Here is a 19,686-nt window from a genome sequence, read left to right on the forward strand (position 1 = left end):
CCGGGCGTCGGCTGGGAAGGCAGTGGCCGGCGCCCCTCGACGGGCGCCGGCCGGCCGTCGGGTCAGCCCTTGACCGCGCCCTGCATGAGCGCGGCCACGAAGTGCCGCTGGAACACCAGGAAGACCGCCAGCGTCGGCGTCAGGATCAGCAGGGACCCCGCGCACAGCAGCGGGATGTCGGTCCCCCACTGGCCCTGGAAGGCGCCGAGCGCGCCGGCCATCGTGCGCTTGGTCGGGTCGTCGACGAGCACGATGGCCAGGAGGAACTGGTTCCACGTCCACAGGAACAGCAGGATCGCCAGCGAGGACAGCGCGGGCATCGACAGGGGCACGTGGATCCGCGTGAAGAGCTGCCATGTCGAGGCGCCGTCGAGGCGCGCGGCCTCGGACAGGTCCTCGGGCATGTTGACGAAGTGCGCCCGCATCCACATCACCGCGAACGGCATGTAGAGGCCGATGAGCGGCAGGATGATCGCCCAGCGCGTGTTCAGCAGGCCCAGGTCGCGGATCTGGTAGTAGAGCGGTACCACGACGCCCTCGAACGGGAGCGTGAGCCCCAGGAGGAAGGCGATGAAGATCGCCCGGTGTCCCGGTGGTCGCAGGTGCCCGAGCGAGAACCCGGCCAGGGTGCCGATCAGGAGCGCGACGGGCACGACGCCCAGCTCGATGAGCACGCTGGAGACCAGCATGTCCGCCATGTCGGCCGACTGGAACGCCGTGACGAAGTTCCCCCAGTAGGGGGTCTCCGGCAGCGCGAGCCCTCCCGGGTACGTGCCCGGTTCGTGCAGCGCGGTGATGAACAGGCTCACGAAGGGCACGATCGTGAACGCCATGAGCAGGACCAGCAGGATGCGGCCGGTCAGCTTCTCGCGTGCCGAGGTGATCATGACTCCCTCCCGCGGGTGACCCGCTGGAGCGGCAGCACGACCGCGAGGACGAGGACCATCAGGACGACCGCGAGCGCCGAGGCCTGGCCGACCTCGCGCTCGAAGAAGGCCAGGTAGTAGATCTCCAGGCCGGGTACGAGGGTGCTGTTGCCCGGCCCGCCCTGGGTGGAGATGTAGATGATGTCGAAGCTCGCCAGGGCACTGATCACGGTCACGGTCAGGCACACCGCGAGCTCCTGGCGCACGCTGGGCAGGGTGATGGCGAAGAACTCGCGCACCGCTCCGGCGCCGTCGAGCCGTGCGGCCTCGTACAGTGCCGGGTCGATCTTGGTCATCCCCGCCAGCAGCAGGACCATGCACAGCCCGAGCGAGACCCATGCCCCGATGAGGCCGACGGCGGGCAGCGCGGTGTCGAAGTCACCGAGCCAGGCGCGGGCGACCGACCCGAGCCCGACCAGGCGCAGGAGCTGGTTCACGAGGCCGTCGGTGGACAGGAGCCAGGTCCACATGATGCCCGCCGCCACGAGCGGGATGACCTGGGGCAGGAAGAGGATCACGCGTGCCACCACCGCGACCCGGCTGGTCGCGAACTTGCGGATGGTCGCGGCGGCGAGCAGTCCCAGGCAGACGGGAACGAGGCTGAAGTACACGATGAGCTCGAACGCGTGCAGGATCGGCCCGAACAGCTCGGGGTCGGTCAGGATGCGGGTGTAGTTCTGCAGGCCCACCCAGGTCGACGGCGAGATGCCGTTCCAGTCGTAGAACGAGTACTGCATCGTGGTGAGGATCGGGCGGATCACGAACATGCCGTAGGCCACCGCGGCGGGCACGAGGAGCAGCAGGGCCGTGCCGGCCTGGCGCAGGCGCCGCGTCCGGCCGGCGCGACGCCTGCTGACCGGCGGCATGACGGGTCCGGCCGCGCGGCGGTCCGGCGCGAGGCCGGCGTGCGCTGAGTGCGTCATGGTGTGGCCTAGCCGCCGATCTGGCTCTCGTAGTCCGACTGGACGGAGCCGAGCAGTCCGGCCGGGTCCTGCTCGCCGGCGACCAGCTTCTGGAGGTTCGGCGTCCAGCTCTTGGCGTAGATGGAGCCGGTCGCGTTGGCGATGAAGTCCATCGCGCCGTTGTTCTCGCCCACGGCGGCACCCGCCTGGAGCGTCTGCGCGGTGACGGTGTCGGGGTCGACCTCGGGCATGAAGGCGTCGGTGGGGCCCATCGGGTGCGAGCCGCCGACCTCGACGGCGATCGTGCGCGCCTCGTCGTTCGTGGCGATCCAGTCCAGGAAGAACGCCGCGCAGTCCGGGTGCTCCGCCCGGGCCGAGATGCCGTAGGTCAGCGGGGCGGACATGGCGCCGATCCCGCCGTCCTCCTCGACGGGCGGCATGAGGAAGAAGCCGACCTGGCCGGGCATCTGCTCGTCGAGGTTTCCGGACTCCCAGTCGCCGTTGAACATGAAGACGCTGCGGCCGTCGATGAACCGGCTCATCATCGTGGCGTAGTCCATCGAGTTGATGTCCTCGGCGAAGTACCCGGCGTCGATCCAGCGCTGCAGGTGCTCGGCCGCCTCACGGCCGGCCGGGGTGTCGATCGTCGCGCCCGGCTGCTGGTAGATCCAGGCGTTGATCTCCGAGGGGTCGCCGTAGGAGGCCATGAGGCCCTGGAGCGGGAAGGCGAGGCCGCCGGTGGCACCGCCGTTGAACTGGGCGGCGGGAGTGAGGTCGGCGTCCTTGGCCGCCTGCATGAGCGCGTCGAGCTCGGTGAGCGTGGCCGGGGGCTCGTCCATGCCGATCTGCGCCGCGAGGTCCTTGTTGTAGAACACACCGGTCATCGAGAAGTTGAGCCCCATGGCGTACAGCGGGCCGTCACCGCGCCGTCCCTCGTCGTCGACCCGCATCTGCTCGAGCTGGGAGGACGGCCACTGGTCCCAGCCGAGCGCCTGCGCGTAGCCGTCGAGGTCGAGCAGCAGGCCGTCCGCGGCGAGCTCGGACACCTGGGGCAGCCGCATGAGGTCCGGCGGGTCGTCCGCCAGGACGCGGGGCGCGTTCTGGGTGAGCACCGCGAACTGGTCCTCGCGGATCTCGAAGGTGACGTTCGGGTGCTGTGCCGTGAACTCGTCCGCGAGCGCCTTGAACAGCGGGAAGCCCGTCTCGATGTACGAGTCGAGCGTGACGTCCTGCGAACCGCAGGTGGGCGCACCGGCGGCGGTCTGCCCGGACGGCGCGGACCCGCCGGGCTCGTCGGAGGTGCTGCCCCCGGGTGGCGTGCAGGCGGACAGCACCAGTGCGGTGGTCAGTCCCAGAACGGGTACGGCCGCCAGCCGTGTGCGCATGTTTCCTCGTCGACGAGACACCGTCATCTCCCTCTGCTCGGGCTCCAGAGCTTCCTTGCCTGGATTGCTAAACCGACTTAGCATCGCCAAATATGGGCGCGGTCGCTCGAACCTGTCAAGTGTCGGGCGGGCGATCCCCGGACGGGCGCTGCACCGGCGGGGCCGCCGGTCTGGCTACTATTCAGGCGACGGGAGGAGGGCCGTGGGACACAAGCGGGTCACGCTCGCCGACGTCGCGCGGGCAGCGGGGGTGTCGTCGTCGACGGCCTCGCTGGTCATGACGGGTCGTGGTCGCCAGCTGCGGATCTCCGAGGCGGTGCACGCACGAGTGCGTGCCGCGGCCCAGGACCTGGGCTACCGGCCGAACGCCGTGTCGGTCGGGCTGCGCAAGGGCACCACCAGGACGCTCGGGTTCGTGTCCGACAGCGTGGCGTCCTCCCGCCTCGCCGGCGACATGATCAAGGGCGCGATCGAGGCCGGCCGGGAGCAGGGGTTCATGCTCTTCATCGGCGAGACCGGCGGCAAGCCGGCCGAGGAGGCCAAGCTCGTCGAGGCGATGCTCGACCGGCAGGTCGACGGGATCATCCTCGCCTCGATGTTCACCCGGTCCCGGCCCCTGCCCGAGGACGTCGACCGCATCCCCGCCGTCCTGCTCAATCTCGTCGCCCCGCCCGGGGCGACCGTCCCGAGCGTCGTGCCGGACGAGGAGCGGGCCGGGCGCGAGGCCGCCCAGCTGCTCCTCGACGCGGGCCACCGGGAGATCCACCTGATCGGCGCCGGCCCGGGAGCGGACGACTGGCCGGCGGTGTCCGTGGCCGCCCACCAGCGGCTCACCGGGATCCTGGGCGCCCTGGAGGCCGCCGGCGTCCGGCCCAGCTCCGGGTACGAGGATCCCGCGTGGCTCCCGCAGCAGGGCTGGGACGCGTTCCAGCGGATCGTCGCCGGAGGCGGCGGCCCGCCGCGCGCGCTCATCTGCTTCAACGACCGCCTCGCGTTCGGCGCGTACCAAGCCGCCCAGGAGGCCGGCCTGACCATCCCCGACGACGTCTCCGTCGTCTCGTTCGACGACGCCTCCGTCGCCGGGTGGCTCAGGCCCGGGCTCACCACCTTCGCGCTCCCCCACCGCGCTCTCGGGCGACGCGCCGTCGAGCTGCTGCTGGAGCTGGTGGCCCAGGGGAACGACGCCGCCCCCGCCACGGCGGCTCCCGTCGTCCACCGCCTGCCGATGCCCCTGCGGGCACGAGGGTCGGTCGCCGCCCCACGGGCGGCGGGTACCTGACCCCTGGCCGTCTCCTCTCAGGACGAGCGCGACGCCGCCGTCCGCGCCCGGTCGATCTCGGCGATGTGCTCCTCCGCCCACTCACGCAGCACCTCCAGCGGCCCCGACAACGAGCGACCCAGCGGCGTGAGCGCGTAGAACACGCGCGGCGGCACGGCGTCCTCGACCCGGCGCGCGACCAGCCCGTCCGCGCCGAGCGACCGGAGCGTCTGCGACAGCATCTTGTGCGACACCCCCGGCATGAGGCGGTCGAGCTCGGCGAACCGCAGCTCCCGCCCGCCGTCCTCGGCGAGCAGCTTGACGATCATCACGGTCCACTTGGAGCCCACGCGGTCCAGGAGCTGCCGGGTCGGGCAGGCCGGGTCGAACAGGTCCCCCCGACCGGCGCCCGCACCACTCGTCGTCACCACCGGGTAACCACCTTTCACCGAAGTGCGCTCTTCCGCGCGGGCACCACCCTACCTACGGTGACGTTGTCACCAATGGTTACCGGAGGACGAGAGATGACCGGCATCGATGTACGGACCGTGACCGCCCACGGCGTCGACCTGAACGTCGCGATCGCGGGCTCCGGCCCGGCGGTCCTGCTGCTGCACGGCTTTCCCCACACCTGGGCCGTGTGGTCACCCGTGATCCCCCGGCTCGCCGCCGCGCGCACGGTGATCGCGCCCGACCTGCGCGGGCTGGGCGACTCGCAGCGCACGGCCGGCGGGTACGACGCCGCGACCACGGCGGCGGACGCCGTCGCCGTCCTGGACGCCCTCGACGTCGCCACGGCGGACGTGGTGGGCATCGACCTCGGCGCCTCGACGGCGACGCTCCTGGCACTGACCGCGCCCGACCGCGTCCGCCGGCTGGTCGCGATGGAGGGACTGGTGGGCACCCTGCCGGGCGCCGAGGACTTCCTGCGCGACGGCGCCCCCTGGTGGTTCGGGTTCCACTCCGTGCCGGGCCTGGCCGAGCACGTCCTGGCGGGCAACGAGGCCCCCTACCTCGACTTCTTCCTCCGGGCGGGCACCCGCGGCCACGGGGTCGACGCCGCCTTCCGGGCCCAGGTGCACCGCACCTACGCCGGGACCGGCTCGCTGCGGTCCGCGTTCGAGTACTACCGGGCCCTGCCCGCGAGCGCCGCACAGATCGCCGACGCCGCTGCGGGTCGGCTCACCATGCCGGTCATGACGGTGGGGGCCGCCCCCGTCGGAGACGCGACGTTCCGTCAGCTCAGCCGTCTCGCCGACGACATCGTGGGCCACGTCGTCCCGGACTGCGGGCACATCATCCCCCAGGACCGGCCGCGCGAGCTCGCCGCGCTGCTGGAGGCCTTCCTGGCCTGAGCCGCTGCTGCCCGCACCCTGCGGCCGGCGGGCACGCGTCGCCGCCGCGCGCTCGCGTGTCACGGTGCGGGCTCCGACGCGGGGAACCGCTGCCGGCGCCCTACGTCATCCGGGCCGTCGCGCGTCCCTACAGCGCGCGGGAGACGTGGTAGTGGCTGATCAGCCAGCGTCCGTCCCGCTCCACGGCGACGACGGTGAGGTGCACGCGCACCGGCCCGTCCGGGCGACGGAAGGTGACGTCCGCGTATCCGAGCACGGCGCCCGGTGCGAGCTCGCGGGTGTGGAGCACGGTGTGATCGGCGGTGAGCCCGACCGGCTGCTTGCCGTAGTAGGCCATGACGGCGTCGCGGCCGAAGGCCGGCTCCGGGTCGAAACCCTGGAACAGGGCGTCCTCGGTGAACTGGGCGGCGATCTGCTCGAGATCGCGGCGGCGGATGCCGTCCACCCAGCGGTCGAGCAGCGCCGAGATCGTGGCGGTGGCGGTTTCGGGGTGGGTCATGACAAGGGTCTCCTGGTTCGGTCGTTCGACGACGGGACGGCGGGCGGGACCTACGGGGCGGCCCGGCGGGCCGCCCCGTCACGGCTCAGTGGCCGGCGATCTGCCCGCCGTCGATGTGCAGGAACTCGCCCGTCACGAAGGGCGACTGCTCCAGGTAGACGACGCCGCGGGCGACGTCGTCGATCTCGCCGAGGCGGCCCATCGGGTGGAGGCCGGCGAGCGCCTCGTGCGTCTCCTCGGGGTGCATCGGGGTCTTGATGACGCCGGGCGAGACGGCGTTGAAACGGATGCCCTGCGCCGCGTACTCGATGGCCAGCGCGCGGGTCGCCGAGGCGATACCACCCTTGGTCACGGAGGCCAGGGCGGAGGGGAACACGGACAGCGCGCTCTCGACGAGGGTGGTGGTGATGCTGACGACGTGTCCGCCACCGGACGCCTGCATGTGCGGGATGACGCGCTGGGTGAGGTGGAAGAAGCCGCCGACGTTGATGGCGACCATGGTGTCGAGGTCCTCGGCGGTGTACTCGGTGAACGGCTTGGCGATGAAGACGCCGGCGTTGTTCACGAGCGTGTCGACGCGCCCGAAGCGCTCGACGGCGGTCTTGACGATCATGTCCGCCGTCGCCGGGTCCGAGATGTCTCCCGCGACGACCGCGAGGTCGTCCGCCTCCTCCTGGTCGATGGTGCGCGAGCTGGCCACGACGGCGTACCCGAGCTGCCGGTACGCGACCACGAGGCCTGCACCGATGCCCTGGGAGGCCCCCGTGACGATGGCTACCTTGCGAGTGCTCATTGCCTGAGCTCCTTGTCGTTCGATCTAGTAGACGGTCGGTCAACTACCGACCGCTTCCCGTTATAGTTGACCGGTCGTATACTGTCAACATGCCGAGAAGCTCAGATGGTCGAGAACGCCTGATCCAAGCGGGCGTGGAACTGTTCTCCCAGCGCCCCTACGGCTCGATCGGCGTCGCGGAGCTCTGTGCGCACGCCGGCGTGAACAAGGGGTCCTTCTACTACTTCTTCCCGTCCAAGGAGGCACTGGCGCTGGCCGTCATCGACCGCCACTGGTCCTGGCAGCAGGGCGTCTGGGCGCAGATCCTGGACGGCCCTGGCACGATCCTCGAACGGCTGCGCGGGCTGTTCGACGCCACCGCCCAGATGCAGATCGATGCCCGCGCGGGCACGGGGTGGGTCACGGGCTGCCTCTTCGGCAACCTGGCACTGGAGGTCAGCTCCCAGAACGAGCCGGTACGGGTACGGCTCCAGGAGATCTTCGACGAGCAGATCGACATGATCCGCACCCGCCTCGCCGCGGCCGTCGAGTCGGGCGACCTGGAGCGCCCCGTCGAGGACGTGGACGGCGCCGCCAAGGCGATCGTCGCGCAGCTCGAAGGGCTCGTGCTCTTCGCCAAGGTGTTCAACGACCCCTCGCACCTGGACGCCCTCTGGCAGAACAGCCTGCTGCTGCTCGGGCTCACACCGGCGAACGCGGCCTGACGCCGGCGGGCCTGAGGCGTTCCTGACTGATCGCACACTGTTCATTAATGATCCATTGCCCTTTTCTGGAAGTGCCGCCTATAAAGGTACAGACCGGGTCATCAGGGGTGACCCGGCATACCTGCGGGGGGTGCTGTCCATGAAGCGACACCTGTTACGCATCGTCGGAGCCATCGCGGCGACCGGCCTGGCCACCATCGGACTCACGGCGACACCGGCGCCGCCGTCGTACGCCGCCGGCGAGTCCTACGTCGCCCTCGGCGACTCCTACTCCTCCGGAACCGGCACCAGGACCTACATCGACGACGGCACCGAGTGCCTGCGCTCGACCTACGCCTACGCCAGCCTCACCGCGGCGGCCAAGGGCTACACGCTCAACTTCCGCGCCTGCTCGGGCGCGGTCGTGGCCGACGTGCAGAACACCCAGCTCAGCGCCCTGAGCTCCAGCACCCGCTTCGTGACCATCTCGGTGGGCGGCAACGACGCCGGTTTCGCCGACGTGCTCACCGAGTGCGCCCTCCCGGCGTGGGCCAGCGACTGTGCCGGTGCGGTGGCGGGTGCCCGCTCGTTCATCAACGGCACGCTCCCGGGCCGACTGAGCGCCGTGTACGGCGCGATCCGCACGCGGGCACCGAACGCGAAGGTCGTCGTGGTGGGCTACCCGAAGATCTTCATGGGTGAGGACTGCAACCTCGCGACCTTCTTCAGCCCCGAGGACCAGACGGCGCTCAACAACGCCGTCGTGCTCATCAACTCGGTCACCTCCTCCGCAGCGTCCGCGCGGGGGTTCACGTTCGTCAACCCGGTCAGCCGGTTCACCGGCCACGCGGTGTGCGACTCGACCGAGTGGATCAACGGGTTCTCCAACCCCGTCCAGGAGTCCTACCACCCCAACCGGCTCGGCCACTCCACCGGTTACCTCCCGCTCGTCAGCGGTGTACTGACCGGGACGAGCAGCGTGGCGACCGACGCCGTCCTCACCGCGGCGCGGGCCGGCGCCGCGGACCAGGCGGAGCTCCAGCGGAGGTACGCCGAGCAGGACCGCTCGATCAGGCCGAAGCTCTTCCGGCCGCCGACCGAGGACCGGCTGCGCGAGCTGGCGAAGGAGAAGGGCGTCGACTACGACGCCTGGCGGGCGACCGGGTCCCACGCCTAGGACGCGAGCCCGTCCGGCCCACGGGCCGGACGGGCTCCGTCGCACCCGACAGCTCACCCCATTCGGCCAGAGGGGTTGAAACGTTTTCGACACACGGGCGTCACGGCAGTGGTCAGGACGCATGCCAGCGTCTGCCCGACAGGTCCGGCCTTCCGCGCGGACCACACTGCGTGAACCCTGGAGATCGTCGTGAGAACGAGAAGATCAGTCGTCGCGGCCACGGTCGCCGCACTCGTCGTGGGCGTCCTGCCGACGGCGGCCGCCGAGAGCCCCACGCCACCGGACGCGGCCGCGAGCGCGGCGTCGCCGCCCGCGGTCCCCGACGCCGACGTCGTCCTCGTGACCGGCGACCGCGTCACCACCGGCACCGGCGCCGACGGCTCTCCGACCGTCGGGTTCGAGGCCGCACCCCGCCCCGACGGCCGCCCGGTCACCTACGAGGCCTTCGGCGACGCGGCCGGCCACTACTTCGTCGTCCCCTCGGACGTCGCGCCCCTGGTCCCGGACCGGCTCGACCTGAGGCTCTTCGACGTCGCCGCGCTCGACGCGGCGCAGGACGAGGGCACCGACCTGCCCGTGATCGTCGGGACCACCGGCGCCCGCGCCGCGCGGGCCGGCGCGCCGGCCTGGAAGACCCTCGGCGTCGACGTCGACCGGTCCCTGGAGTCCATCGACGCGGTCGCCGGCGACGTCCCGGCCGACGACGCCCGCGAGCTCGTCGACGCCGCCGAAGAGGGCGAGACCGTGACCAAGGTCTGGCTCGACGCCCCGCTCGAGACCTCGGACGCCGACTCGGCGCCCCAGATCGGCGCGACCGACGCGTGGGACGCCGGCGTCGACGGCACGGGGGTCACCGTCGCGGTCCTGGACTCCGGCATCGACACGAGCCACCCCGACCTCGACGGCGGCGTCGTGGCCCTCGAACGCGACTTCACCGGGTCGGGCAGCGCCGGCGACGCGCTCGGCCACGGCACGCACGTCGCCTCGATCATCGCGGGCAGCGGCGAGGCGTCGGACGGAGAGAACCGCGGTATGGCCCCCGGTGCCCGGCTGCTCAACGGCCGCGTGCTGAACGACGAGGGCGAGGGCGAGGAGTCCTGGGCCATCGACGCCATGGAGTGGGCGGCGGCCAACGGGGCCGACGTCATCAACATGAGCCTGGGCGTCCGTGGTGCTTACACCGACGGCACCGACCCGGCGGCGCTCGCCGTGGACGCGGTGTCCGAGCGCTACGACACGCTGGTGACCATCGCAGCGGGCAACGAGGGCAACTGGGGCACGCCGTTCACGGTCACGACGCCCGGCACGGCCGACAGCGCCCTGACGGTCGGCGCCGTGACGGACTCGGACGCCATCGCGTACTTCTCCTCGATGGGGCCCCGGGCCGGCGACCACGCGATCAAGCCGGACATCGCGGCGCCCGGCGACGGGATCGTCGCCGCCCGGGCCGCGGGTACCAGCCCCGAGGTGCCGGTGGGCGACCACTACGCGGCCATGTCGGGCACCTCGATGGCGACGCCGCACGTGGCCGGCGCGGCCGCGCTGCTCAAGCAGGCACGCCCGGGCCTGGACGGCGAGGCCCTCAAGTCCGTGCTCATGGGCTCCGCCCAGCCCGCGGGCAACTCGGTGTTCGCCGAGGGCGCCGGGCGCGCCTGGGTGCCCGGCGCGATCGCCGAGACCGTCTACGCCACACCGGCGTCGCTCTCGTTCGGCCTGTTCGGCTCGCCCCGGGCCGACCAGGAGCCGCGGACCGAGACGGTGACGTACACGAACGACTCGGACACGGCCGTCGAGGTGGACCTCGCCCTCTCGGTCAACGCGGCCGACGGCGAGCCGGTCCCCGCGGGTCTGACGTCGCTGTCCGCCGACTCCCTGGCGATCCCGGCCCACGGCACGGCGTCGGTCGACGTGACGATCGACCCGCGCGTCGACGAGCCCGACGTCTTCGCCGGGGTGCTGCGTGCGAGCGGGGCCGGCTTCCCCGCCGTCCGGACCGTGCTGGCCTTCCAGGTCGACCCCGACATGTACACGCTGCGCATCGAGGCGAGCCGCCTGGGCGGGCTGCCCGCGGGCAACCCCGACGCGGGCTGGGTCCACGGCATCGACGACCCGAACGTGAACCAGTGGTTCCAGTTCACCGACGGCGTGGCCGAGGTGCGCCTGCCTGCCGGCCGGTACGCGGTCCTGGGCCAGCTCTTCGACGCGGTGTCCCCCAAGGCGGCCTTCCTGGACGGCGTGGTCAACTTCGCCCGGGACGCCGACCTGACGGCGGGCGACGTGACCCTCGTGCTGGACGGCAGCACCGCCGTGCCGGTGCGGATGGACACGCCGCAGAAGGTCGCTCCCCGCGCCCTGTCCTCCGAGCTGGTCCGCGACCTGCCCGGCCGCGTCGGCCCGGTGGTCACCGACGTCTCGTTCAGCACCGGCGACTACACCGGCGGCATGGATCTCACCGCCTACGTGCTGCCGGGCGACGGCCCTCTGACGGGCGGGACCACGGTCGCGTCGCGCTACCTGCTCGACCAGCCGCTGCTCGACGTCTCCGCCACCGGCCGGGGCAAGCCGCTCGACGTGTCCCGCGAGCTCGGCTGGGCGGTCCGCTCGCCGCGGTACGAGGGCCGGATGGCGGCGCGGCTCGTGGACGGGGGGACGGGCACGCCCGAGGAGCTGGCCGAGGTACGGGCCCAGGGCGCGGTCGTGCTGGTCGAGGACACCGGGGACCTGTCGCTCAACCCGCAGTCCCGGGCCGCGAAGGACGCCGGCGCGGTCGCGCTGATCGTGTACGGGTCCACGCCGGGCCCGTTCTACCACCAGGTGGACAACCGGACGATCAACACCATGGAGGACCAGGCCCTGCCGACGCTCACGCTCGAGCGCGACCTCGGGCTGGCCCTCGTGGACGCGGCACACCGCGGTGCGACCCTGCGGGGCACGGGCCGCGCGACGCCGTCCTACCAGTACGTGCTGGGCTACACCGAGGGCGGCACGACGATCCCCCGCTCGCTCACCTACCGGCCCTCGGCCAGGGACCTCGCCGCCGTCGAGACCGAGCTGCGGTCGTTCAAGCCGTTCGCGCCCGGGCTCCGCAACGCGGAGCGGGTCACGATCACCAGCGGCAGCACGATGAGCGGCTGGCAGCAGTCGTGGACCACCGGAGCCGTGAGCGACCGGACGGTCTACTACTCGACCGAGCCCGGCGTGCAGTTCCAGCGCGGCGCGACCGCCGCGCAGGGCCTGAACGCCTGGCCCGCGTGGGTGGACGGCACGGCGACGACCTACTCCCCCGGGCGGCAGCCCCAGGAGACGTACAACGCCCAGGTGCACCACGGCGGGTTCTGGGAGTCACCGGCAGCGCCGCAGGACGCCGCCGTCCACCGCGACGGCAGCACGCTGGCGATCGACCTGCCCTACCGGGTCGACGGCGCGGGCCATGCCCAGGAGTGGGGTCCCGACGAGGCGTCGACGGGCCGGTTCCGCGTCTGGCGGGGCGACGAGCTGCTCACCGACGACACGTTCGGCACCTTCGCCACGCACGACGTCGGCTCGGCCCGCGAGCGGTTCCGCATCCGGCTGGACACGCAGCGCGAGACCCCCTGGTGGCCGCTGTCCACCGACGTGACGACCGAGTGGGGCTTCACCTCGGGAGCGACCAGGACCCCTGAGGTGCTGCCGCTGCTCCAGCTCGACTACGGGGTGCGGGGGCTGGACGAGTACAACACCGCGGACCGGCGCACCACGGCGCTCGACCTCAGGGTGTCGCACCAGGACGGCGCGACCGGCACCGCACGCGTGACGAGCCTGAAGCTGTGGTCCTCCGCCGACGGCGGCGCGCACTGGGCGCCTGTCCGCGTCACCCCGACGCGGACGGCCGGCGCCTACACCGCGAACGTCACCGTCCCGCGCGGGGCGACGACGGTCTCGCTGCGCTCCGAGGCGCGGGACGCGGCGGGCGCGACGTTCTCCGAGACGGTGATCGACGCGTTCGCGGTGGACGCCCGCCGCTGAGCCGTCCGGCGTCGGTACGCGACGGAGGCCCCCGCCAGGTGGCGGGGGCCTTCGTCGTTCGGTTTCGTGGGTCTCCGGGTCCCGCTTGACTTCAAGCGCTTGAGGTATCGGAGGCTGTCGGCATGGCAGGAGCGACCAGAGAGCACACCGCGGATCTCACCATCCAGCAGATGGCCCGGAGGTCCGGTTTCAGCGAGCCGACGCTGCGCTACTACGAGCAGATCGGCCTGCTGGGCGAGATCCCCCGGGACGGGTCCAGCGGCCACCGCCGCTACGGCCCCGAGGCCGTGGACCGCGTCGAGGCGCTGGCCTGCCTGCGCTCGTCGGGCATGACCGTCGACGGCCTGCGCCGCTACCTGGACCTGCTCGCCCAGGGCGCCTCCGCCGCTGCCGAGCAACGCGACCTGTTCACCACGCAGGCGGGCAAGCTCGCCGCCGAGATCGAACAGCTCCAGGTGCGCCTGAGGTACCTGCGCGGCAAGGCAGACATGTGGGACGCCCGCGTACGCGGCGACGCGGATGCCGAGGCGCAGGCGATCGACGCCGTCACGCGCGTCATGCACGACATCACCAGCGCTCACCTCGAATCCAGGACGAAGGACCGATCACGTTGAGCACAGAAGACCTCATCACCCCGTCCCCCGCTGAGCTCGGTACTGAGCTCGGTACCGCGCTCGGTACCGTGCTCGTCACGGGCGGCACCGGGTTCCTCGGCAGCCACACGGTCGCGCGGCTGGTGCGCGAGGGGCACCGCACCCGCGTCACGGTCCGCGGACCCGAGCAGCGGGCCACCGTGCTGTCCGCGCTCCGCCAGGCCGACGTCGAACCGGCCGGCCGGCTGGAGTTCGCCGTCGCCGACCTGAGCGACGACCGCGGCTGGGCGCAGGCCATGGACGGCGTCAGCCACGTGCTGCACCACGCCTCGCCCTTCCCGTTCACGCCTCCGGAGACGGAGGAGGAGCTGATCCGCCCCGCACGTGACGGCGCGCTGCGGGTCATCGCCGCGGCCCGCCGGGCCGGGGTCCCGCGCGTCGTCATGACGTCCTCCTATGCCGCCGTGGGCTACACGCTCAAGCCGGACGACCACTACTCGGAGCTGGACTGGACCGACCCGCAGACCCCCGGGCTGCCCGCCTACCACCGGTCGAAGGTGCTGGCCGAACGTGCCGCCTGGGACGACGTCCAGGCCCACGGGGACATCGAGCTGACCGTGATCAACCCCACCGGCATCTTCGGTCCCCAGCTCGGTGACCGGCCGTCGGCCTCCATGGGCCTGGTCAAGGCCATGCTGACCGGGCAGATGCCGGTGGTCCCGGTCATGTACTTCGGCGTCGTCGACGTCCGCGACGTCGTGGACGCCCACCTGCGCGCCATGGTGCACCCGAAGGCCGCCGGTGAGCGCTTCATCGCCGTCGGCGGACCTGCGATCAGCTTCTTCGACATGGCGCAGATCCTGCGCGAGCACTACCCCGCGGCCGCCGACCTGCTGCCCGCTACCGAGCTGACCGTCGAACAGGTCCGCGAGGCCGCCCGGACCGACCCGGCCCTGGCCGACGCCGCAGCACTCCAGGGGCGCATCCCGGTCATCAGCAACGACAAGGCCCGGTCCGTGCTGGGCTGGGAGCCCCGCGACGTCCGCGACACGATCGTCGCGACCGCCGAAGGGCAGATCCGGCTGGGCCTGACCCTGCCCGACGGCTCCTGACGCTCCTCGCCCTTCGCCGGGCGCGGGAGACCTGGCCGCCAGGGTCGAGCACGCCGCGGCGCCATGGCCGGCGCCGCGGCGTCTCGCGCCCACCGTGTCAGGCGGGCGTCGCCGGGGTCTGCTGCCCGAGCCACTCGGCGAACGTCTGCGTACCGCGTGGGCCCTGCCCCGTGGGCAGCAGGCCACCGCGGCTCATCCCGCCGGGAAGGTACACCGGCAGCACCGGACGCCGCCGGGCACGACCCGCAGCCATCAGCCGGCGCGCCATGTCGGCCAGCGACTCGACCTGCGGGCCGGCGAGCTCGGGTGCCATGGCTCGCGCCGGCTCGACGACCAGGTCGGCAAGTGCCTGCGCCACCTCACGCACCGCGACGGGCTGCACCCTCGCCGTGGGCACCACCGCGACCGGCCCCGCGACGCTGCCGAGCATCTGGCCGGCGAACTCGTGGAACTGCGTGGCACGCAGGATGGTCCACGGCACCGACCCGTCGCGGACGATCTCCTCCTGGCGCAGCTTGCCGTCGTAGTACGGGTTGCGCACGCGGTCGACGCCCACGATCGACAGGGTCACCAGGTGTCCCACCCCGGCCCGCCGCGCCGCATCGAGGAGGTGCCGCCCGGCCCGGTCGAAGAAGCCGACGGCGACCGCCTTGCGCATCGTGATCACGTTGCTGACGTCGATGACGGCCTCGGCACCCTCCAGCGCCCGGTCCACCCCTGCCCCGGTCAGCAGGTCGACGCCCTGCCCGCGCGAGAGCACCACCGGGACGTGCCCCCGCGTCCGGAGCTCCTCGACCACCAGCCGTCCGGCCACGCCGGTACCACCGGCCACCGCGATCCTCATCGTCACTCCCGTCGCTCGATGCCGTGTACACCACATCGACCACGCGGGTCCGCGGTTCGTGACAGGGGCCCGGCGTGACCGGAGTCACACAGCAAGGCGTCGGCGCCGTGTCACCGATCGGCGGCGCTCGTTGTCTGACGGGTATGACACCTGGACCTTCCACGACCTGGCTGCGGGCAGGGCTCCTCCTCCTGGCCGCGCTGCAGACCCTCGTCTCGGTCTGGCAGTACTTCTTCCCCCGCTCGTTCTACGACGGCTTCCCCACCGTGCGCCTCGATCCCCCGTACAACGAGCACCTGGTCACCGACATCGGCGGGCTCGGCCTGGCTCTGACCGCCGTCCTCTACGTCGCCGCCTGGACGCTCGACCGGAACGTGGTCCTGTCCGCCCTCACCGGCTACCTGATCTATGCCGCGACCCACTTCACCTTCCACGTCCGCCACTTCGACCACTTCTCGCTGCGCGACGCCGTCGGGGTGGGCACGGGGCTCGGCATCGAGGTGGCGCTGGCGCTCGTCCTGCTCCTGGTCGCCTGGCGTGCCCGCCGGACAGCACCTGCCGGATCGAACGGGGACGCGGCAACCAGCCCCCGTACCTGAGGCCACGATCCGTCCGGCCCGCGGGTGCCGCTCCGGCACGGTCGCCCGGTCACCCCCGATCAGGGGTGTCCGGGCGACCGGCGACGACCACCTCGGCCCTCAGTGGATGGCCGTGAACCGGGAGCGGTGGTGCTCCGGGGTGTCGATCTCGTCGAGGACCGCCAGCGCCAGGTCGGCCGCGGAGATGGTGGAGGTCCCGTCGTCGGCCCGGAGCAGCACGTCACCACCCAGCACGTAGGTGCCCTTGTCCGGGGTGCCGAGCCACGCGCCGAAGTCGGCGGGCGGGCTCACGTAGAACCAGTCCAGACCCGCCGGGCTGGAGCGGAGCAGCTCGAGCGCGTCGAGGCCGGTCTGGATCTCGGGCTTGGTCTCGGCCGGGAGCTGGTCCTCGGTGACGTCCCACAGCCGAGGCCCGCCCTCGGTGACGTGGAGCGACGACGCCCCGCCCACGTAGCCCAGCCGGGCGGGCGTGCCGGCGAGCCGCCCGATCAGGTCCTCCACCACGCCTTCGATCCGCCCGGCCATGTCGCCCCGCGGCGACAGCGCGACCACGACGACGTCGCGCCCTGCGGTGACGGCATCCAGGACGTCGGCGTCGAGCACCGAGCCGGTGACGTACTCGACGTCCTGCACCGGGGCGTCGGGCGCCGTGCGGCTGACCGCCGTGACCTCGTGACCGCGCCGCTGCGCCTCCGCGACCAGTGCGGCGCCCGCGTAACCGGTACCACCCAGGACTGTGATGCGTGCCATTTCCTGCTCCCTCACTCGTGTTCCGGTCGTGAAGCCTCAGACCAGCATGATCAGATCAGCGTGAATCCGCCGGTCCAGGGGGTCTTCTCGGCGGCGGCCAGCGTGATGCCGAGGAACGCGAGAGCCTCCAGCTCGCGCGCCCGCTTGAGCGCACCGGCGTCCACGGCCCGCAGGCCCGCGGCCGTCACCAGGTCGACCACCGCCTGCTTCGCCGCGCCGTCGTCGCCCGCGACCAGGACCGCCGTCACCAGCGGACCCGCCTCGCCGGTGGCGATCGTGGCCCCGAAGTTGGCGTTGAAGGCCTTGACCACGTGCGCGTCGGGCACCGCGTCCTGGATGACCCGGGTGGCCGAGGAGTCGGCGGGCACCACGAGGTCGTCGAACGTGGAGAAGTCGACCGGGTTGGTCACGTCGACCAGCGTCCTGCCCGCCAGCCGGCCCTTGTACTGGTCGAGCACCTCGGCCACGGCCTGGTACGGCAGCGCCAGCACCACCACGTCGCCCGTGATCGCGTCCCCCACCCGGCCTGCCTCGGCGCCCAGCGGTGCGGCGACCGTGGCCGCCTTCTCCGGGTCCCGGGCGAGCACCTGCACACCCGCCCCCGCCTTGCTCGCCAGCGCGGCGACCGCGCCGCCGATGTTGCCTGCCCCGATGATCGTCACCGTCGTCATGTCTTCCATCCTTTGGTTGTTGCGACAACTTATGGGTCGAGCGCCCACACGGTCGCACACACTTGGTTGTCGCATCAAGTAACGTACGATGCGGCCATGGCATTCCAGGTCGCCCGCATGACCAAGCAGGAGTCCGACGCCTGGCTGGGCATCGTCACCGTGTGCCAGCTGCTCCCCACGGCCCTGGACTCCCAGCTCCAGCGCGACTCGGACATGACCCACTTCGAGTTCTTCGTGCTCAGCGCCCTGCGCTTCGCCCCCGAGAGCACGCTGCGCATGACCGCCCTCGCCGAGACCACCAGCGCCACCCTGCCGCGGCTGTCGCACGTGTGCTCACGACTGGAGAAGCGCGGCCTCGTCCACCGCTCGCCCGACCCGGACGACCGGAGAGCGACCAACGTCCAGCTCACACAGACCGGCCGAGCGGCACTGGTCCGCGCCATGCCCGGCCACCTCGCCACCGCACGGCGCCTCGTGATCGACGCGCTCACCCCGGAGCAGCTCGACGCCCTGGCCGAGGTGACGGCCGTCATCCGGGACAGGCTGGACGGGCACCTGCCGTTCGACACGACCGGATGACGGCTCGGGCTCGCGGGATCGGTGCGACGACGTGCGCTCTCGTGGTCGAGGCACAGGCCCGTGACCCCAACCGGAGCCCGTCCACGAGCACCGAGCCGGGTGGGCTCGGAGATCGAGCCATAGGATCGACGAGATGGTCGTCAGACCACCCCAGGTGCACGACAGGAGACAGCACGATGACCGCGGACGCCCGATACGAAGCTCTCCGAACCGCTCTCGAACAGGACCCGGACCTCGACGTCACGGTGCGCGACGGAGCCCTCGTGGTCCGCCAGACAGCATTCGCCTTCCTGGCGGGCACCTCGCTCGCCGTCCGCCTGCCCGCCGGCCGCGCGAAAGATCTCATCGAGCGCGACATCGCGGTGCTCCTCAGGCACGACCCTGGCGCCGACTGGGTGACGGTCTCGGACCCCGAGGACTGGCCGGAGCTCGCCGCCGAGGCCCACGAGCTCGCCAGCGGCCACCAGCCCGGCAACAGGTCGTGACGCTGGTCCGGTGTCCGGCACGGCCACCGGAACCAGAGGCTCATCAGGCACGATGGCACAGAGCAACGACATGCTGGCGACATGTCGTGGAGACGAAAACGCCCCCGCCTGGAGCAGGGCAGGGGCGTGATACACGTAGCGGTGAGTACACGAGGTACTCACATGAGACCCGGAACTCAGCGTCTCCGCAGGTCATCAGTGGTGTCCGGAGGGGGACTTGAACCCCCACGCCCGATAAAGGGCACTAGCACCTCAAGCTAGCGCGTCTGCCATTCCGCCACCCGGACAGGTGGACCGATCCCGGCGTTTCCGCCGTCCCGGTGCGTGGAAAAACATAGCACGCAGGACGCGTCGGTTCCGAATCGAAAAGCGTGTGACCTGGGCCGCGCGCCAGGATCCGCCTCAGCGCGCGCCCGGCGCCGTCGAGACCTCCCCGCACGCCGGCCCCTGGTCGCCCCCCTCGGCGAGCACGCCGGCCACCAGCAGCTGGGCCAGGCGCGACGCGTCGTAGCGCAGCGCGTCGCACCCGCCGATGGACAGGTTCCCGATGCCGCGCATGAGCATGTAGCCGGTCACGCGGCCCGAGGCGGCGGGGCCTACCGCGGCCTCCAGCAGCGCGTCGCACACCGGCACGAGCCGGTCGATGAAGTACTCGTGCAGCGCGTTCGCCCCCTCCCCCGCGTCGGCCCCGAGGGCATCGGCCAGTCCGTGCTTGGTCACGAGGAAGTCGACGAAGCCCGCCACCCAGCGGCGCAGGGCCTGGCCCGCGTCCCCCGCCTCGCGCAACAGGACCGGCCCGGCCTCCGCGAGCGCCTCCACCTGATGCCGGTAGACGGCCACCACCAGCGCGGGCCGGGTCGGGAAGTGCCGGTAGATCGTGCCTATGCCCACCCCGGCACGGGCGGCGATGAGCCGGACGGGGGCGTCCACGCCGTCCGTGACGAACACGGCGGCCGCGGCGTCCAGGAGCGCCTGCTCGTTGCGCCGGGCGTCGGCGCGTCGCGCGCGGGAGGTCGTGCCGGCCGGGGTGGGGTCAGACGTCGTCATGGGTCACCTTCGTCGATGCTTGC

The 19,686-nt window shown here is 72.1% G+C and carries 20 protein-coding genes and 1 tRNA gene; 10 read left to right on the forward strand and 11 right to left on the reverse strand.

Translation table 11 applies throughout. The annotated features are described in order from the left end of the window. Positions 1-62: 62 nt before the first annotated feature. The 3 genes from ACO229_RS09520 to ACO229_RS09530 all read right to left on the reverse strand — a co-directional run bounded on the left by ACO229_RS09520 (position 63) and on the right by ACO229_RS09530 (position 3,213). Complete coding sequence (locus tag ACO229_RS09520; protein ID WP_397411684.1) at positions 63-887, reverse strand: carbohydrate ABC transporter permease; 825 nt, start codon at positions 885-887, stop codon at positions 63-65. Beyond that, positions 884-1,792: a carbohydrate ABC transporter permease gene (locus ACO229_RS09525; protein ID WP_397430355.1), complete on the reverse strand. Its 909-nt coding sequence runs from the start codon at positions 1,790-1,792 to the stop codon at positions 884-886. The genes ACO229_RS09520 and ACO229_RS09525 overlap by 4 nt, the downstream gene beginning before the upstream one ends. 65 nt (positions 1,793-1,857) lie before the next feature. Then, positions 1,858-3,213 (reverse strand): ABC transporter substrate-binding protein, encoded by a 1,356-nt coding sequence (locus ACO229_RS09530; RefSeq protein ID WP_423464703.1) that lies wholly within the window; start codon positions 3,211-3,213, stop codon positions 1,858-1,860. A gap of 202 nt (positions 3,214-3,415) precedes the next feature. Between ACO229_RS09530 and ACO229_RS09535 the strand changes: the two genes are divergently transcribed. After that, entirely contained in the window at positions 3,416-4,492 is a 1,077-nt protein-coding gene (locus tag ACO229_RS09535; protein WP_423464704.1) for a LacI family DNA-binding transcriptional regulator, read from the forward strand. Positions 4,493-4,509: 17 nt separating this feature from the next. Here ACO229_RS09535 and ACO229_RS09540 read toward each other — a convergent pair whose 3' ends face one another. Further along, positions 4,510-4,902 carry a winged helix-turn-helix transcriptional regulator gene (locus tag ACO229_RS09540; protein WP_423464705.1) on the reverse strand — a complete coding sequence of 131 codons (393 nt, stop codon included), beginning with the start codon at positions 4,900-4,902 and terminating at the stop codon, positions 4,510-4,512. 93 nt (positions 4,903-4,995) lie between these two features. Here ACO229_RS09540 and ACO229_RS09545 point away from each other — a divergent pair, with 93 nt between their 5' ends. Next, the gene (locus tag ACO229_RS09545; protein WP_423464706.1) at positions 4,996-5,826 is read left to right on the forward strand and encodes an alpha/beta fold hydrolase; all 831 of its coding nucleotides are present in this window, start codon (positions 4,996-4,998) and stop codon (positions 5,824-5,826) included. Positions 5,827-5,953: 127 nt separating this feature from the next. Here the strand turns inward: ACO229_RS09545 and ACO229_RS09550 are convergent, their stop codons facing one another. Together ACO229_RS09550 and ACO229_RS09555 are read right to left on the reverse strand one after the other, a co-directional pair. After that, the gene (locus ACO229_RS09550) at positions 5,954-6,325 is read right to left on the reverse strand and encodes a YybH family protein (protein WP_423464707.1); all 372 of its coding nucleotides are present in this window, start codon (positions 6,323-6,325) and stop codon (positions 5,954-5,956) included. Between the two features lie 85 nt (positions 6,326-6,410). After that, positions 6,411-7,118, reverse strand: coding sequence for an SDR family NAD(P)-dependent oxidoreductase (locus tag ACO229_RS09555; RefSeq protein WP_397430207.1), 708 nt, complete (start codon positions 7,116-7,118; stop codon positions 6,411-6,413). A gap of 89 nt (positions 7,119-7,207) precedes the next feature. Between ACO229_RS09555 and ACO229_RS09560 the strand changes: the two genes are divergently transcribed. From ACO229_RS09560 to ACO229_RS09580, 5 genes are all read left to right on the forward strand, one after another. Then, on the forward strand, positions 7,208-7,822 hold the full coding sequence (locus tag ACO229_RS09560) for a TetR/AcrR family transcriptional regulator (protein WP_397411698.1): 615 nt from the start codon (positions 7,208-7,210) through the stop codon (positions 7,820-7,822). A 139-nt stretch (positions 7,823-7,961) separates the two neighbouring features. After that, entirely contained in the window at positions 7,962-8,978 is a 1,017-nt protein-coding gene (locus ACO229_RS09565; protein WP_397411700.1) for an SGNH/GDSL hydrolase family protein, read from the forward strand. A gap of 189 nt (positions 8,979-9,167) precedes the next feature. Continuing rightward, complete coding sequence (locus ACO229_RS09570; protein ID WP_423464708.1) at positions 9,168-12,983, forward strand: S8 family serine peptidase; 3,816 nt, start codon at positions 9,168-9,170, stop codon at positions 12,981-12,983. Positions 12,984-13,105: 122 nt separating this feature from the next. Next, entirely contained in the window at positions 13,106-13,597 is a 492-nt protein-coding gene (locus ACO229_RS09575) for a MerR family transcriptional regulator (protein WP_423464709.1), read from the forward strand. After that, entirely contained in the window at positions 13,594-14,688 is a 1,095-nt protein-coding gene (locus ACO229_RS09580; protein ID WP_423464710.1) for an SDR family oxidoreductase, read from the forward strand. The genes ACO229_RS09575 and ACO229_RS09580 overlap by 4 nt, the downstream gene beginning before the upstream one ends. A gap of 97 nt (positions 14,689-14,785) precedes the next feature. On the opposite strand, the gene ACO229_RS09585 is transcribed toward ACO229_RS09580, so the two are convergent. Further along, positions 14,786-15,532: an SDR family oxidoreductase gene (locus ACO229_RS09585; protein WP_423464711.1), complete on the reverse strand. Its 747-nt coding sequence runs from the start codon at positions 15,530-15,532 to the stop codon at positions 14,786-14,788. A gap of 143 nt (positions 15,533-15,675) precedes the next feature. Here ACO229_RS09585 and ACO229_RS09590 point away from each other — a divergent pair, with 143 nt between their 5' ends. Further along, positions 15,676-16,131: a hypothetical protein gene (locus ACO229_RS09590; protein WP_397430203.1), complete on the forward strand. Its 456-nt coding sequence runs from the start codon at positions 15,676-15,678 to the stop codon at positions 16,129-16,131. Positions 16,132-16,230: 99 nt separating this feature from the next. Here the strand turns inward: ACO229_RS09590 and ACO229_RS09595 are convergent, their stop codons facing one another. Beyond that, the gene (locus tag ACO229_RS09595) at positions 16,231-16,881 is read right to left on the reverse strand and encodes an NAD(P)-dependent oxidoreductase (protein ID WP_397430202.1); all 651 of its coding nucleotides are present in this window, start codon (positions 16,879-16,881) and stop codon (positions 16,231-16,233) included. Positions 16,882-16,931: 50 nt separating this feature from the next. Next, positions 16,932-17,552, reverse strand: a complete 621-nt coding sequence (locus ACO229_RS09600) for an NADPH-dependent F420 reductase (protein WP_397430201.1) — start codon at positions 17,550-17,552, stop codon at positions 16,932-16,934. 96 nt (positions 17,553-17,648) lie between these two features. Between ACO229_RS09600 and ACO229_RS09605 the strand changes: the two genes are divergently transcribed. Next, positions 17,649-18,131: a MarR family winged helix-turn-helix transcriptional regulator gene (locus ACO229_RS09605; RefSeq protein WP_397430200.1), complete on the forward strand. Its 483-nt coding sequence runs from the start codon at positions 17,649-17,651 to the stop codon at positions 18,129-18,131. 176 nt (positions 18,132-18,307) lie between these two features. Next, positions 18,308-18,616 carry a hypothetical protein gene (locus ACO229_RS09610; RefSeq protein ID WP_397411718.1) on the forward strand — a complete coding sequence of 103 codons (309 nt, stop codon included), beginning with the start codon at positions 18,308-18,310 and terminating at the stop codon, positions 18,614-18,616. A gap of 199 nt (positions 18,617-18,815) precedes the next feature. Here the strand turns inward: ACO229_RS09610 and ACO229_RS09615 are convergent. Then, positions 18,816-18,903 (reverse strand) — tRNA-Leu (locus ACO229_RS09615). 115 nt (positions 18,904-19,018) lie between these two features. Then, positions 19,019-19,663: a TetR/AcrR family transcriptional regulator gene (locus ACO229_RS09620; RefSeq protein WP_423464712.1), complete on the reverse strand. Its 645-nt coding sequence runs from the start codon at positions 19,661-19,663 to the stop codon at positions 19,019-19,021. Positions 19,664-19,686 lie beyond the last annotated feature (23 nt).

The sequence above is a fragment of the Promicromonospora sp. MS192 genome, from assembly GCF_049532985.1.
In the GTDB taxonomy this organism is placed as follows: domain Bacteria; phylum Actinomycetota; class Actinomycetes; order Actinomycetales; family Cellulomonadaceae; genus Promicromonospora.